The sequence below is a fragment of the Xanthobacter sp. SG618 genome (assembly GCF_012932745.1).
GTDB lineage: Bacteria > Pseudomonadota > Alphaproteobacteria > Rhizobiales > Xanthobacteraceae > Xanthobacter > Xanthobacter flavus.
Genome location: NZ_JABBHL010000006.1, coordinates 321,643 through 335,197, shown reverse-complemented (window position 1 = coordinate 335,197; position 13,555 = coordinate 321,643). Strand labels below are relative to the sequence as shown.

Below are 13,555 nucleotides of genomic sequence, written 5' to 3'. Positions count from 1 at the left end.
GGCATAGGTCACGCTCAGGCGCCCTGCGTACTTGACCAGAGGCCTCAGGGCGAGGCCGGCCGTTCCGGTCGCGTCCGGCGCGGCGGCCGCGCGATTTCGGCGAGGGCCACGGCGACGAGGCCGAAGGCGCCGCCGATAAGCACATTTTCCACCCGCTCGGCGGCGATGCCGCTGCCCGTCCCCGCGAACGCGGCGGCGAGCGCGATGAAGAAGCAGCGCGCGCCGAAGCCGACCACGTAGCGCGAGAAGGCGATCAGCGTGAGCATGGCTCCGAGCACGCAGAAGGAATAGCCCGCCTCGCTCACCGGCAGCGCCAGCCCGATCAGCAGCCCGAGCGGCGCACCGACCAGCGCGCCCAGGGCGCGCAGCTTCAGCTTGCCGGTGGAGGCGGAAAGATCGCCCACCACCACGCTCGCCGCCGACCAGATCAGCCACTGGCCCTCGCGGATGTCGAACATCTCCACCAGCACCGCTGCCGCGAAAACGGCGGCTGCCGTCGCCACCGCCGGCACCAGCCAGTCGCCCGAGGGCGGCCCGAAGATCTCGGAGCGGTCGAGTGTCCGCCGCCGGCCGTCCAGCGCCTGCACGGCGCAGACGAGCGCGAGCCCCACCGGGGAGAGCCCGAGCAGCACGCCCGCCTGCCACAGCGCCGCCTCGCCCAGAGCGCCCTCGCGGATGTCCAGCGCCAGGTAGATCGCGGGAATGAACACCCAGTTGCCCAGCGTCCGCATCAGCGTGCCGAAGCGCGTCACCGCAGCGGCCATGAAGCCGGTGAGCGCGGCCAGAATCACGAACAGCGGCGGGATCGGCGCCGCCAGGAACAGCAATGCGAAGGTTGCGACGATGACGAGATACTGCACGATCACCGCCGCCGGGCTGAGGCGCAGCTTCAGCGCCGGGATTAGCAGGGAGACGGTGAGCAGGCAGAGATTGACCAGCGCGGGTTCGCCGGAGAGGAGATAGGCGGTCACCAGCGGCCCGATCACCGCCAGCGCACGGGCGATGGCGCCCAGATGAAGCTCCTGCGCCAGCCAAACGCGCAGTCTCTCGCCGGGGCCGCTCATCGGCGCCCCCATGCTTCGCCGCACGGCCTCTTCGGATAGCCGACACCCGCGCGCGCTGTGACGATCCCGCCCATCCCTGCGCCCTTCCCGCCCCCATCCTACAACGGTCGCGAGAGGTGGGGGAGCATCACGCAGGACGGATGGAGAGCCGCGTCGCCGACAGGCCCCGGTAGGCCGAGGCCCGGCAGCTCAGCACCAGCACCTGCATCCGGCAGGAGGCCTCGGCGAGGATTTCCATCATGGTGTCGAAGCGGTCGTCGTCGGCGAAGACGAGGGCGTCGTCCAGCACCAGAGAGGCGGGCTGGCCCTTGTCGATGAGAAGGTCGGCGAAGGCGAGGCGGGTGAGGATGGCGATCTGCTCCTGCGTGCCCTTGCTCAGCATCTCCGCCGCCTCCTCGCGGCCGGCGCGGGTGAGGAGCTGGGGCTTGAGATCCTCGCCAAAGGACAGGCTGGCCGAGGGCAGCAGGCGCCGCACATAGGGTTCGATGCGCCGGGTGACGGGGGCGAGATAGCGCCGCGCCGCGTCCTGCTGCGCCTCTTTGAGCACCTTGAGAAGCAGCGCCAGCGTATCCGCCTCGCTCCTGAGCCGGGCGAGTGCAGCGGCGGCAGCCTCGGCCTCCTCGTCGGCAGCAGCCTTGCGGCTCGCCGGTCCCTCCCCGCCCAGCGTGCGCGCCTGCTCCTCCAGCCGCGCCACCGCACCGGCCAGCTCCGGCAGCTGGGATTGCAGCGTGTCGCGCTTCTTGCGCAGGGCGTCGCGGCGGCGGATGAAGCCGTCCGCGTCCAGCCCCTCGGCGGCGCGGCGGGCGGTGTCGCAATCCACCAGCGCGCGGGCTTCGGCGGCACGCGCCTCTTCGAGGGCGGCTTCGAGATCGGCGTCGGCGAGCGCCGCGCGGTCGGCCGAAAGGTCGGCGGCGAGCCGGGTCCGCTCCGCCTCGGCCCGCTCCAGCGCGGCGGCGAGGGCGACCTCCTTGAGTTCTCCCGCCTTCAGGCTCTCCAGCGCCGCCTCGCGGCGCGCGGCGGCCTCCGTCTCGGCGGCGCGGGCGGCGCGATAGGGCGTCTCCACGTCCGCGGCGGGGAACGCGGCATCCTTGGTTTCCGGCGCCGGCCGCTCCACGCCGGCGAGCGCGCCGCGCAGGGGATCGAGGCCGGCTGGGATGCCGAGGGCGGCATCCGCCGGGCATTCGGCCTTGAGCCGGGTCTTGAGGCCCAGAAGCTCGGCCTCGTCGATGGCCCGCGCCCGGCCCGCGCTGCGAGCGGCCTGCGGGGTGTCGTGGCCCACGCTTGCGAGGAAATCCGCGAGATCACGCCGCGCCGCCCGCAGCCGCGCCAGCGCCGGCTCACCCGAGGGCGGCGGGGCGAAGGCGATGGTGCCGACACCGGGAATGGAGAGGGTGCGCGGCCGGCTCAGGCGGATGGCGCCCTCGGTCAGCGGCGTACCGTCGAGGAATATCTGCGGCGCGCCGGGCTCCAGGGTCACGGTCAGGGTGGCCGCGCCGGCTTCCGCCTGGGCGCGCGCGGCGCTCTCGGCGTCCTCCAGCTGGCGCAGCCGGTCCACGGCGGTGGGGTCCATGCGCGAGGCAGCGATGCGCGCCTCCCGCTCGCGGATATGCGCGGCATGGGCCTCGGCGCGGTCAAGGCGTGCGAAAGCGGAGGCGAGGGCCAGGCGGCGCTCGGCGGTGGCGCGCTCGGCGACGGACTGGTCGCGCTTTGTCTCGGCCTCGCGCAGGGCCGAGCGGGCCGCTTCCAGCGCCAGGACCGCCGTCCTTTCGCTGGAGCGGACGCGGCCGATCACCTCGGCATGAGCGCTCACGGCCTCCGCGGCGCCCGCCACCTTCGTCTCGGCGACCTGAAGCTGGACCGCGAGCTTGTCCCGCCCGGCCCGGCGCTCCTCCAGCGCGGTGCGGCGGGCGGACTGCTCGCGCACGGCGAGGGTGGTGATCTCCAGCGCCTGCCCGGCGGCGCGGGCGCGGGCGATGTCCTCGTCCAGCTTCTTCAAATCGGCGTCGGTCTGCGGGTCCTCGATGTCGCGCACGAGGCGGCGGCGTTCGTTCCGCTTGTATTCCAGCTGCTCCAGCACGCCCTCGAACTGCTCCAGCTCCCGCGCCCGCTCGGTGGCGGCGGCGCGGGCGGCGGCCTCGGCGGCTTCAGCCTGCTTGAGCCGGCCGGTCGTGCGGCCGGTGGCGGTGTAGAAATCGGCCAGCGCCTTCTCCACCTGCGCCACCACGGCCTTGGCCCGGCGACCGCCGGTGACCGCTCCGATCTCCCCGGCCAGAGCCTCCTCCAGCGTGCGGCGCGCGGTCTCGCCCGGACTGCCGAGGAGGAAGGACTGGCCCTGCTCCACCCAGAGCAGACCGAGCGCGCCGCGGCTGTCGTCGTCGGCGCCACGGTTTCCGGCGCGGGCGAAGCCGAGCAGGCCCTGCAGCTTTTCCTCGGCCGCATCGGAGGCGAACCGCCCCTCCGGCCCTTCCAGCGTCACGGAGGGCGAGAGCAGGAAGCGCTTGGTGAGGCGCCATTCCTCGCCGTTCACGTCAAAGGCGAGTTCCACGCTCGGCGCCACCTCGTCGCCCTGCGGACGGAAGGAGCGGATGCGGTCGCTCTTGGCGCTGTGCCGCTCGAACAATGCCGCGCGCAGGGCGTCGAGCACCGTGGACTTGCCGGTCTCGTTGGGCTCGCAGACGAGGTTCAGCCCGTCGGTGAAGCCGTCCACCACCACGGGGGCGCGGAACTTGCGGAAATTCTCGATCCTGAGGCGACGAACCCGCATCACGCTTCCCCCGCCCTTTGGGCGCGCATCTGCTCCACATAGAGGCGCTCCAGCGCCTGAGCGGCGAGCCGCCCTTCGGCCCCGCCCTCGCTGGCCATCTTGCGCAGGCTCACAGCGGCGGCGTGCAGCTCGCCCTGGGCGTCGATCTCGGAAAGATCGGTGTCGGTGGGCCGGGTCACGAGGTCGTCGGCGATGAGGTCCAGCCAGCGCACCTCATGGGCCAGTTCGTCCTCCAGCCGGCGACGCACGGCCACCCGCTCGGCCAGCGTGACGAGGCCGGAGAGCCGGAGCCGGCAGACGAGATCCTGCCGCGCCGCGCTTGGCGCGATGCCGGCGATGCGTGCGTCGAGATCGTCCGCGCCGGAGAGGGTCCAGCCCTCCTCCAGCCAGTGGTGGCGGCCGATGGGCAGCTCCGTCACCTGCGGCGGGGCGCTGCCGGACACGTCCACCAGCAGTGCGACGCCCGTGACCTCTCGGCCGAAATCGTCCGGCTCCGGCGTGCCGCTGTAATAGGTGCGCTCGTCGATCCGGATGCGGCCGTGCCAGTCGCCCAGCGCCAGATAGGCAAGGCCGGCGCGGCGGGCGCGGTCGACGGCGACGAGGTTGGGGTCGGCATCACCGCCGAAAGTCTGAACCGAGCCGTGGGCGAGGCCGATGCGCAGGACGCCCGGCGGCGTCTCCGCCCCGTCGAACCATTGGGTGGGATCGGCGACGCTGCGCTTGTGGGAGAGCGGGGCCGGCAGCAGCACGGCCGCCTCGTCCGATCCGGTGCCGAGGTCCAGGGGCTGCGGCTCGGTGAGGGCCGCGACATTGGCCGGCGTATCGGCGGCAAGCCGGCTCCACAGGCCGTCGGCGCGCAGGGGATCATGGTTGCCCGGCAGCAGCAGGAAGCGCACATCGGCCTGCGCCTTCATGCGGTTGAGCGCCTGCCGGTAGACCCGATCCCCCGGCTCCGGGCTGTCGAACACGTCGCCGGCCACCAGCACCAGCGGCGCCCCGTTCGCACGGGCCGCGGCGGCGAGGCGGTCGATGGCGTCGAGCCGCGCCTCCCTCAGAACGGTGCGCGCCTCTTCGGGCACGCGGCCGAACGGCTTGCCCAATTGCCAGTCAGACGTGTGAATGAAACGCATGCCCGCCTCCGCGCGCTGGTTTGGCGCAGGCGCGGCGGCGGCGCAAGGTGCCTTCCTGGCGCGTCCGCGTCAGGCGGCCTCGGCGTAGCGGGCGACGGAGAGGTCGGACGTGTCGATCTCGGGGCTACGGCCGCCGATGATGTCGGCGAGCACACGGCCCGAGCCGCAGGCCATGGTCCAGCCCAGCGTGCCGTGGCCGGTGTTGGTGTAGAGATTGGCGAAGCGCGTGGCGCCGACGATGGGCGTGCCGTCCGGCGTCATGGGACGCAGGCCCGTCCAGAAGCTCGCCTTCTCGATGTCGCCGCCGGCCGGGAAGAGATCCCCCACCGAATAGGCCAAAGTCGCCCGGCGCGGCTCGCGCAATGTGAGGTCGAAGCCGGCGAGTTCCGCCGTGCCGCCCACGCGGATGCGATCACCGAGGCGAGTGATGGCCACCTTGTAGGTCTCGTCCATCACCGTCGAGCGCGGCGCCGCGTCCGGGTCCACGATGGGCAGGGTTATGGAATAGCCCTTCACCGGATAGACCGGTAGGCGGATGCCCAGCGGCGCAAGCAAGGCCGGCGTGTAGCTGCCCATGGCGGCCACATAGGCATCTGCGGTCAGCACCTCGCCGCCCGAGAGGGCGACGCCGGTGATGCGCCCGCCGTCCTGCCGCAGCGCATCGACGGTGACGCCATAGCGGAAGGTGACGCCCTGGCGCGCGCAGATCTCGGCGAGGCGCTGGGTGAAGATGTGGGCGTCGCCCGTCTCGTCCCCCGGCAGCCTCAGGCCGCCCACGAACTTGCCGCGGACGCGCGCCAGAGCCGGCTCGGCGCGGATGCAGCCTGCGGGATCGAGCAAATCATAGGGGACGCCGTGGACATCCAGCACGTCGGTGTCGGTGTGCACGTGGTCGAGCTGCTTCTGGGTGCGGAACAGCTGGAGCGTCCCGAGGGTCCGCTCGTCATAGGTGATGCCGGTTTCCTTGCGCAGTTCGTCCAGCGCATCCCGGCTGAATTCGGCGAGGCGCACCATGCGCGCCTTGTTGCGGCGATAGGCAGCCTCGGTGCAGTTGGCGAGCATCCGCGCCAGCCAGAAATAGAGCTTGGGATCAAGGCTCGGCCACACCACCAGCGGGCGATGGTGCATGAGCAGCCACTTGACGGCCTTCACCGGAATGCCCGGCCCGGCCCAGGGCGAGGAATAGCCCGGCGAGACCTGCCCCGCATTGGCGAAGGAGGTCTCCATGCCGGCCGCCGGCTGGCGGTCGAGCACCGTCACCTCGTGTCCGGCCTTGGAGAGATAATAGGCGGCCGTCGTGCCGACGACGCCGCTGCCGAGAATCAGAATGCGCATGGCCTGCACCCCACGCCGCCGGCCGAAGGCCTCACTGCCCCGGCCGGATGGTTGACGACAATTCTACGCCGGATGACGACGCATTTGCCGCCGAAGGAGCAAATTTCGTGCCCACGCCGGCGGGAAATTTGATAGTTTCTGCGAAATGTCCGCAGGATCTGCCAATGGCTGCGCTTGACGAGTTCGACGCCCATATCGTCCGCATCCTCAGGGGCGACGGCCGCATCTCCAATGCCGATCTCGCCGCGCAGGTCGGCCTCTCGCCCTCCGCGTGCCTGCGTCGTGTGCGGCTGCTGGAGCGCAGCGGCGTCATCCGCGGCTATGTGGCCATCATCCACGAAGGGGCGCCGGAGGACCGGCTGGTGGTGTTCACCCAGATCACCCTCGACCGGCAGACCGAGGAATTCCTCAATCGCTTCGAGGCCGCCGTCTGTCGCTGCCCGGAGATCACCGACTGCCACCTGATGACCGGCCTCGCCGACTATCTGCTCAAGATCGAGGTGAAGAATGCGGGCGATTACGAGCGCCTGCACAAGGAGGTGCTGTCGCGCCTGCCGGGGGTGGCGCGCATCCAGTCCTCCTTTGCCATCCGCACCGTCGTCAGCCGCCGCACGACCGCCTGAACAGGCTGCGACAACCGGTCTTTCGGTACCGGCGCACACAATTTGATCGTGATCAAGGAATGAGCGCCGGGGCCCGCTTAGCGTTTCGGGATTGCGGGGGCTTTCCGGGGCCGGCCGGGTTGCGGGACGCAGCCCGGCGGTTCCTCCGGCAGCGGCATCGGGGCATGTCCGGCGTTTCAGGACAGGCCTTCGGGAAGGTGCCTGCAGCGATTTTCTTGATCCCTTCCAGAGGAGACCATGTGATGAACGCCCTTGCCCAGCCCATCGTCCCCGCCGCCGAAGTGTCCGCCACCGACGACGTGTTGATCCACGTCCGTTTCGCGCCCAATGCCGACATCTTCACCATCGACCGCCTGCCCGAAGGCCAGAGCGGCAAGGCTTGGTTCGAGCATCTCTATGCCAACGCCTCGTCCTATTATCGGACCTTCGCCAACGGCCGCGGCTTCTTCCGCATCCCGGCTTCCGTCTTCGCGACGCTCTGAGCGCGCCCTTTCAAACACTGCATCCTCCAGGTTCGACCTCCGGGTCGAAACGAGAGGCCGGCGCCAGCTCTCCGGCGCCGGCCTTTTTGTTTGCCGGGCGCGCCACCGTCCGCGCTCCGCAAGCTGTGAACGCAAGCTCAGCCGGAAAGAGTTGATATCGGACAACGACGCCGCTTGGCTCGTGGAGAAACTGCGCGAAGACGGCAGTTCCCAACGGAGGCGACCCATGTCCCAGGCAGCACAGCAGAATACGACGCTGGGCGACGAGAGCTTCATGAGCGCGGATGACCTGCGCTCGTACATGATGGAGATCGAGAAGGCCAAGCTGTCCAAGGAAATCTCGGCCATGGACGTGGCCGACAGGGCCCGCGAGGAGCTGATCAAGACGCTCTCCCAGCCCCTGGACCTCACGCCCGATACGCTGCACGAGATCTCGCAGAGCCTCCTGACCAAGATGCGCCTTGCCGCTCAGCGTGGCGAGACGGAGATCATGGTCATGCGCTTCCCCAACGTGCTGTGCACCGACAAGGGCCGCGCCATCAACAATGCGGAGGAAGGCTGGCCCGATACGCTCACCGGCCGCCCGCGCCAGGCCTACGAGCTGTGGCGGGATTACCTCCGGCAGGGGCACTACAAGCTCAAGGCCATGATCGTCGACTGGCCGAACGGGATGCCGGGCGACGTGGGCTTCTTCCTGAGCTGGGCCTGACCCGCCGTCCTATCGGCGCGGTTTCAAGGGAGGACGCCGCAATGGCGCACAAGCAGAAGAAAAAGCACAAGAAGAACGATCAAAAGGGGGCGATCGCCGCGGTCGCCTTCGGCCATGAGGCCGCCAGCCCCCCCGCCCCACTCTCACGCAAGGAGTATGAGGCGGAGTTGAAGCACCTGCATGCCGAGCTGGTCAAGCTCCAGCTCTGGGTGAAGCACACGGGCGCGAAGATCTGCATCGTCTTCGAGGGCCGCGACGGCGCCGGCAAGGGCGGCGTCATCAAGGCCATCCTGGAGCGGGTGAGCCCGCGCATCTTCCGCGTGGTGGCCCTTCCACCGCCCACGGACCGCGAGAAATCGCAGATGTTCATCCAGCGCTACGTGCCGCACCTGCCGGCGGGCGGCGAGATCACCATCTTCGATCGCTCCTGGTACAACCGGGCGGGCGTCGACCGGGTGATGGGCTTCTGCACCGAGGACCAGTCCAAGAAGTTTCTGGAAAGCGTGCCCTACGTGGAGCAGTCCATCGTCGAATCAGGCGTGCTGCTCCTGAAATACTGGCTCGAAGTATCCGAGGAGGAGCAGACCCGGCGGATGGAGAGCCGCATCGACGATCCGCGCAAGATCTGGAAGCTCTCGCCGATGGATCTGGAATCCTACGCGCGCTGGTTCGATTATTCGCGCGCCCGGGACGCCATGTTCGAGGCCTCCGACACCATGTGGGCGCCGTGGTTCGTGGCCTTCTCCGACGACAAGAAGCGGGCGCGACTCAACATCATCTCCCACCTCCTCTCCCGCATTCCCTACGAGGACGTGCCGCGGGAGAAGGTCAAGCTGCCCAAGCGCCAGAAGGACCCGACCTACGTGGAGGCGGACTATGCCCGCCACCGCGTGCCGGAGCGGTTCTGAGCCGCCAGCAGCGGCGAAAGCCGCGGCCGCAGGGGCGTGCGGCCGCGCACCATCCGATCACATCATCCGGCGCTGCGCGTCCGGAGACAGGCGCATGGCGTCGGCGAAGGTCTCGAACGCCACCCAGGCCCGGCGCTGAAGCTCGGGCAGGCGGGCGGCCTCCATCTGGTCCACCAGCATCTCGGCATGCTCTCCCACAGGATGGGAGCGCACGAAACCGATGGCGTCGTCCAGCGAACGCAGGACGATGCAGGAACCATCGATGCAGATCTTGAGCGGGTGGCGGGCGGCATCGAACATGGGCGGTCCTCCGTGTCGGCTGTGGGGCTTCAGGGGCTTCGCGTCAGGTTCTGCCGGCCAACGGCGTTTCGCGCCTCCCGCATATTGGGGAGAGCGGAAAACGCGCGACGCATGACCGGAGCGGGGCAGGCTCTTCTGAGCCCACACGACCGTCGAAACGCGCTTGGGGAACAAAGGTTCCATCTTCTTTTAAAAAAATTCTCGCTCGCCATCCTTCATTTTCGGGATGCCGGTGCCGCCCATCCGCGCGAAACAGGTCGGGCGCCGATATTGCCACGGCAAACTGACGCGCCAGCCGGACGGCATTCCCCCGCATGCCGTCCGGCTGCCCCAATTCTCCCCTGAACTCTCCCTGACAGACCGGAACCGCCACGCTCCAGCCGCGTTAGGCAAGCGTGGCCACTCGCCCGGTGCGTCCGCCGCAGATGCGATGCGCCGGCCGGGTCGCGCCGCCTGTCCCTCCACGACGGTTCAAGGGAGCACCGTGCCTTTCTGCCCCGCCCCGACCTCGTCCGCCCCGGCCGCCCTGCGCGGCCCAAAGTCCTCCGGAACCGGGAGCCTCGGCCATGCCTGAGCCCGTCACCGCCGGCGACAACCCCCTGTGGTACAAGGACGCCATCGTCTACCAGCTGCATGTGAAGTCGTTCTTCGACGCCAATGACGACGGCATCGGCGACTTCCGCGGTCTGATCTCCAAGCTAGATTATATCGCCGACCTCGGCGCGACCGCCGTGTGGCTCCTGCCCTTCTATCCCTCGCCGCGGCGCGACGACGGCTATGACATTGCGCTCTATGAGGGTGTGTCGCCGGATTACGGCACCATGGACGAGGCACGGCGCTTCATTGCCGAGGCCCATGCGCGCGGGCTGCGCGTCATCACCGAGCTGGTCATCAACCACACGTCCGACCAGCACCCCTGGTTCCAGGCAGCGCGGCACGCCCCGAGGGGCAGCCCCGAGCGCAACCTCTATGTCTGGGCCGATGACGACAAGGGCTATCCGGGCGTGCCCATCGTCTTCTGCGACGTGGAAAAATCCAACTGGAGCTGGGATGAGGTGGCCGGCCAGTTCTACTGGCACCGCTTCTATGCCCACCAGCCGGACCTCAACTTCGACAATCCGGAGGTGCTGGAGCGCGTCCTCTCCGTCATGCGCTTCTGGCTGGACATGGGCGTGGACGGGCTGCGGCTCGACGCCGTGCCCTATCTCGTGGAGCGCGAGGGCACCGACTGCGCCAACCTGCCCGAGACCCACGCCATCCTGAAGAAGATCCGCGCCCACCTGGACGCGCACTACAAGGGCCGGATGCTGCTCGCCGAGGCCAATCTCTGGCCGGAGGACACCCAGCAATATTTCGGCCCGAACGCCGATGAATGCCACATGGCGTTCCACTTCCCGCTGATGCCGCGCATGTACATGGCCATCGCCAAGGAGGACCGCTTCCCGGTCACCGACATCCTGCGCCAGACACCGGAAATCCCGCCGACCTGCCAATGGGCCATCTTCCTGCGCAACCACGACGAGCTGACGCTGGAGACCGTCACCGACTCCGAGCGGGACTATCTGTGGAGCATCTATGCTTCCGACCGGCGCGCCCGGATCAATCTCGGCATCCGCCGCCGCCTCGCGCCTTTGCTGGAGCGGGACCGGCGGCGCATCGAGCTGATGAACTCGTTGCTGCTCACCTTGCCCGGAACGCCCGTCATCTATTACGGCGACGAGATCGGCATGGGCGACAACATCCATCTCGGCGACCGCGACGGCGTGCGCACGCCCATGCAGTGGTCGCCCGACCGCAACGGCGGCTTCTCCAAGGCCGATCCGGAAAAGCTGGTGCTGCCGGTGATCCAGGATCCGCTCTACGGTTTCCCGGCGGTGAATGTGGAAGCGCAGATGCGCGACGCCCATTCCATGCTGAACTGGACGCGCCGCTTCCTCGCCGTGCGCAAGGAGCAGCCGGCGTTCGGGCGCGGCACCTTCCGCCTGGTGTTCCCGCGCAACCGGCGCATCCTCGCCTATCTGCGCGAATTTGAAGGCGAGGCGGTGCTGTGCGTCGCCAACCTCGCCCACACATTGCAGGGGGTGGAGCTGGACCTTGCCGAATTCGAGCGGCGGGTGCCGGTGGACCTCGTGAGTGGCACCAGCCTGCCGGCACTGGACCGTACGCCCCTCGTGCTCACTCTGCCGCCCTACGGCTTCTATGCGTTCCGCCTCTCCACCACGGCGGCCGAGCCCGCCTGGCGCGATCCGGCGCCGGAGATGCTGCCGGAATTCGCCACCCTCGTGGTCCGCGACGGACTGATGGGCGCCCTCTCCGACGCCCATCGCGCGGTGATCGAGACCGAGGCGCTGCCGCAATATCTGGCGCGGCGGCGCTGGTTTCCCGGCACGGCCAAGGATATCGGCGCGGTGCGCATCGGCTGGGTCATGCGCCTGCCGGGCACCGAGCGGGAGGTGGCCATGGCGGAGATCGAGGCCGATCTCGCGGGGCGCACCGAGCGCTTCCTCATGTCCTTCTGCGTGGCGTGGGAGGACCAGCATCCGCCCGCCATCGCCGAGCAGCTGGCCCTCACCCGCGTGCGGCAGGGCCGGCGCGTCGGCTTCCTCACCGATGCCATGGTGCTGGACGGGCTTCCGGCCGGCGTGCTGCGCGCGCTGCGGCAGGCCGAGCCCGTGCCCCTGCCCGATGGCGGCGCGCTCGTCTTCTCCCCCACCGACCGGCTCGCCGGGATGGACGTGGAGCGCGGCGCGCTATGCGAACTCGCCGACGCGGACGAGCCGGCGGCGAGCCTCGTCGTCACCGACAAGGTGGCGGTGAAGCTGTTCCGCCATATGGAATTCGGCCGCACCGGCGAGATGGAGATGGCGCGCCACCTCACCGCCCTCGACTTCCCCCACACACCGCCGCTGATCGGCGCCATCACCCGCACCCGGCCGGAAGGCGGATCGGCTCAGGTGGCGCTCGCCTATGGCTTCGTGCGCAACCAGGGCAATGCTGCCAGCTGGACCATGGCGCAGGTGCAGCGTGCGCTGGATGCCGCAGCCGTGCCGGAAGACGGCCACCAGCATTTCGAGGAAGAGGTGGCCGGCGTGCTCCGGCTGCTCCGGGGCAGCGCCCGGCGTCTTGCGGAATTCCACGCCGTGCTGTCGGCCCCCTCCTCCGATCCAGCCTTCGCGCCGGGCGTTGCCACCGCCGAGGAGATCGACGGCTGGCTTCGCGAGGCTATGGACGCCGTGCGGGCGGCGCCGGATGCGCTTGTCGGCGTCGATGGGGATTGGCTCGGGGCACAAATGCGGGAGCGCATCGCCGGCCTGCTCGCCGGCGCGGACGTGCCGGTGATCCGCACCCATGGCCGTTTCGACCTCGACCATCTGCTGGTGTCCGGCAGCGATGCGGTCATCACCGGCGCCCAGGGCGAGCGGGCAAACGGATGGCGCGATGTCGCCGAGTTGCTCGCCTCCTTGGAGCACACCCTGGCGCGCATCACAGCCGGCGAGGCTGGCGTCGCCCGCGATGCGTCGGAACTGCGGGCGGAGCTGCTCTCCGCGTTCCGCTCCCGCGCCGAGCGCGCGGTGCTCGCCGCCTATGCGGAGGGGGCGCCGGACGGCGGCCGAGGCCGGCCGTTGCTCGATCTCTTCCTCATGGGCGCGCTCGCACGCCGCCTACAAGCAGGAAAGGACCTGCGCCCCGGCGAGCGCCGGGAAATCGCCGCCGGTCTGGAGCGTGTCGCCGCCCGGCTCGCGCGGCAGGAGGCGCCGCTTGATGCGTGAGCGGATGCCGATGGGGAACGGGCGGCTCTGCCGTTCGTTGATGGTGCAGAGGAGATCCATATCATGAACCCCACTGCCTCCACCGCGGCCCCCCGCACCGCTACGCTCGACCAGCGCCTGGACGAGGCGCTGGAGGAGTCCTTCCCCGCCAGCGATCCCCCGTCCGTCACCCGCGCCCCGAAGGCGGACGGCGAGCCGCGGGATGCGGCCGCGCGCGAAAAGGAGCGCGTCTCCGACGAGCTGGACGAGGCACTGGAGGATTCCTTTCCTGCCAGCGACCCGCCCTCACTCACCCGCGCGTCGAAGCCCGAGGGCGATCCGGCGGCGGCGGCGGACGCCCCGGACGAGAGCGCGCGGCAAAAGAGCCACATCTCCGAGCGGCTCGACGCGGCGCTGGAGGAGACCTTTGCCGCCAGCGACACGCCGACTCTTTTGCAACCGGGCAAGAAGTAGGCGTGTAGCCCGGCCGG

At 69.8% G+C, this 13,555-nt stretch carries 10 protein-coding genes and 1 pseudogene; 6 read left to right on the top strand and 5 right to left on the bottom strand.

The genetic code is table 11. From position 1 onward, the window contains the following. Window positions 1-44: 44 nt before the first annotated feature. The 4 genes and pseudogenes from FHT36_RS17865 to FHT36_RS17850 all read right to left on the bottom strand — a co-directional run. Window positions 45-1,064, bottom strand: a complete 1,020-nt coding sequence (locus FHT36_RS17865) for an FUSC family protein (protein WP_246702285.1) — start codon at window positions 1,062-1,064, stop codon at window positions 45-47. Window positions 1,065-1,191: 127 nt separating this feature from the next. Beyond that, the gene (locus FHT36_RS17860) at window positions 1,192-3,828 is read right to left on the bottom strand and encodes an AAA family ATPase (RefSeq protein ID WP_169123824.1); all 2,637 of its coding nucleotides are present in this window, start codon (window positions 3,826-3,828) and stop codon (window positions 1,192-1,194) included. Beyond that, window positions 3,828-4,958, bottom strand: coding sequence for a metallophosphoesterase (locus FHT36_RS17855; protein ID WP_169123823.1), 1,131 nt, complete (start codon window positions 4,956-4,958; stop codon window positions 3,828-3,830). Before FHT36_RS17855 ends, FHT36_RS17860 begins: the two co-directional genes overlap by 1 nt. 69 nt (window positions 4,959-5,027) lie before the next feature. Then, window positions 5,028-6,317, bottom strand: a pseudogene (locus tag FHT36_RS17850) (D-amino acid dehydrogenase); the annotation flags it as partial. A 140-nt stretch (window positions 6,318-6,457) separates the two neighbouring features. Here FHT36_RS17850 and FHT36_RS17845 point away from each other — a divergent pair. The 4 genes from FHT36_RS17845 to ppk2 all read left to right on the top strand — a co-directional run bounded on the left by FHT36_RS17845 (window position 6,458) and on the right by ppk2 (window position 9,015). Next, complete coding sequence (locus FHT36_RS17845; RefSeq protein ID WP_169123821.1) at window positions 6,458-6,916, top strand: Lrp/AsnC family transcriptional regulator; 459 nt, start codon at window positions 6,458-6,460, stop codon at window positions 6,914-6,916. Window positions 6,917-7,158: 242 nt separating this feature from the next. Then, window positions 7,159-7,398 (top strand): hypothetical protein, encoded by a 240-nt coding sequence (locus tag FHT36_RS17840; RefSeq protein WP_169123820.1) that lies wholly within the window; start codon window positions 7,159-7,161, stop codon window positions 7,396-7,398. Window positions 7,399-7,624: 226 nt separating this feature from the next. Beyond that, window positions 7,625-8,107 carry a hypothetical protein gene (locus FHT36_RS17835; RefSeq protein WP_169123819.1) on the top strand — a complete coding sequence of 161 codons (483 nt, stop codon included), beginning with the start codon at window positions 7,625-7,627 and terminating at the stop codon, window positions 8,105-8,107. A gap of 41 nt (window positions 8,108-8,148) precedes the next feature. Continuing rightward, window positions 8,149-9,015 (top strand): polyphosphate kinase 2, encoded by an 867-nt coding sequence (ppk2, locus tag FHT36_RS17830; protein ID WP_169123818.1) that lies wholly within the window; start codon window positions 8,149-8,151, stop codon window positions 9,013-9,015. 57 nt (window positions 9,016-9,072) lie between these two features. Here the strand turns inward: ppk2 and FHT36_RS17825 are convergent, their stop codons facing one another. After that, window positions 9,073-9,315, bottom strand: a complete 243-nt coding sequence (locus FHT36_RS17825; RefSeq protein ID WP_169123817.1) for a hypothetical protein — start codon at window positions 9,313-9,315, stop codon at window positions 9,073-9,075. Window positions 9,316-9,881: 566 nt separating this feature from the next. On the opposite strand from FHT36_RS17825, the gene treS reads away from it, so the two are divergent. Both treS and FHT36_RS24215 read left to right on the top strand, forming a co-directional pair. Continuing rightward, window positions 9,882-13,085 carry a maltose alpha-D-glucosyltransferase gene (gene treS, locus FHT36_RS17820; RefSeq protein ID WP_169123816.1) on the top strand — a complete coding sequence of 1,068 codons (3,204 nt, stop codon included), beginning with the start codon at window positions 9,882-9,884 and terminating at the stop codon, window positions 13,083-13,085. Between the two features lie 63 nt (window positions 13,086-13,148). After that, window positions 13,149-13,538 (top strand): hypothetical protein, encoded by a 390-nt coding sequence (locus FHT36_RS24215; RefSeq protein WP_210257828.1) that lies wholly within the window; start codon window positions 13,149-13,151, stop codon window positions 13,536-13,538. The last annotated feature ends 17 nt before the right edge of the window (window positions 13,539-13,555 follow it).

Coding starts and splice junctions, on each gene's coding strand:
- FHT36_RS17865 (WP_246702285.1), bottom strand. CDS start 1,064: ATGAGCGGCCCCGGCGAGAGACTGCGCGTTTGGCTGGCGCAGGAGCTT.
- FHT36_RS17860 (WP_169123824.1), bottom strand. CDS start 3,828: ATGCGGGTTCGTCGCCTCAGGATCGAGAATTTCCGCAAGTTCCGCGCC.
- FHT36_RS17855 (WP_169123823.1), bottom strand. CDS start 4,958: ATGCGTTTCATTCACACGTCTGACTGGCAATTGGGCAAGCCGTTCGGC.
- FHT36_RS17845 (WP_169123821.1), top strand. CDS start 6,458: ATGGCTGCGCTTGACGAGTTCGACGCCCATATCGTCCGCATCCTCAGG.
- FHT36_RS17840 (WP_169123820.1), top strand. CDS start 7,159: ATGAACGCCCTTGCCCAGCCCATCGTCCCCGCCGCCGAAGTGTCCGCC.
- FHT36_RS17835 (WP_169123819.1), top strand. CDS start 7,625: ATGTCCCAGGCAGCACAGCAGAATACGACGCTGGGCGACGAGAGCTTC.
- ppk2 (WP_169123818.1), top strand. CDS start 8,149: ATGGCGCACAAGCAGAAGAAAAAGCACAAGAAGAACGATCAAAAGGGG.
- FHT36_RS17825 (WP_169123817.1), bottom strand. CDS start 9,315: ATGTTCGATGCCGCCCGCCACCCGCTCAAGATCTGCATCGATGGTTCC.
- treS (WP_169123816.1), top strand. CDS start 9,882: ATGCCTGAGCCCGTCACCGCCGGCGACAACCCCCTGTGGTACAAGGAC.
- FHT36_RS24215 (WP_210257828.1), top strand. CDS start 13,149: ATGAACCCCACTGCCTCCACCGCGGCCCCCCGCACCGCTACGCTCGAC.